Origin of the sequence: Hydrotalea sp., assembly GCF_049968455.1 — a bacterium.
In the GTDB taxonomy this organism is placed as follows: domain Bacteria; phylum Bacteroidota; class Bacteroidia; order Chitinophagales; family Chitinophagaceae; genus Hydrotalea.
The window spans coordinates 1-548 of record NZ_JBMFQT010000072.1 but is presented as its reverse complement, the minus strand read 5'-3'; the positions used below and the strand labels follow the sequence as shown (position 1 = coordinate 548).

Annotated in this window: 1 protein-coding gene; it reads left to right on the top strand. The window is 26.3% G+C overall.

The genetic code is table 11. The features are described 5' to 3' along the window. Nucleotides 1-102: 102 nt before the first annotated feature. A partial coding sequence (locus ACP5P5_RS13755; protein ID WP_428286687.1) for a hypothetical protein occupies nucleotides 103-548 on the top strand: 446 nt, incomplete at its 3' end.

The window sequence follows — 548 nt, the reverse complement described above, 5'->3', positions numbered from 1 at the left end:
TTATTTTCATCAATATCAAAAAATGTACAAGCAGAACAGTTTACTCCATCAAAACACAATTTAATTGATTACTATTTATCATTAATTGAAAATTATGTTCATATGGAAAATGATGCTAATAGAATTAATGGTGGTTCATCAAATTACGATAATGTAACTGCATATTTATCTGCAGAGATAGATGATAATAAAATAAAGTTTCATTATTCAGAATATTTTGAAAATTTTGGATCAACATTAAAAGATCTTATTAATGCTATAGAGCAATGGTTTAAAGATGCTGCTCATGTTGTTATAGAATATGCAGGTAAAACCTATGAAGTAGCTAAAGAAGTATTAATAAAGATATTACAAACTTTACAAGAATTATTTGTAATTGCTAAAACTAAATTTGAAGAAGCTATACGTGGTGGAAAAGCTTTATTAGATAAAGTAGGTGAAATGTTAAAAGCTTCATTTGATACAATACGTCAAGCATTCTTTGCAGCTGTTGCATATACATCTAATGCTATTAAAACTCTATTTGCTGGAACTAAATTAAAACAAGA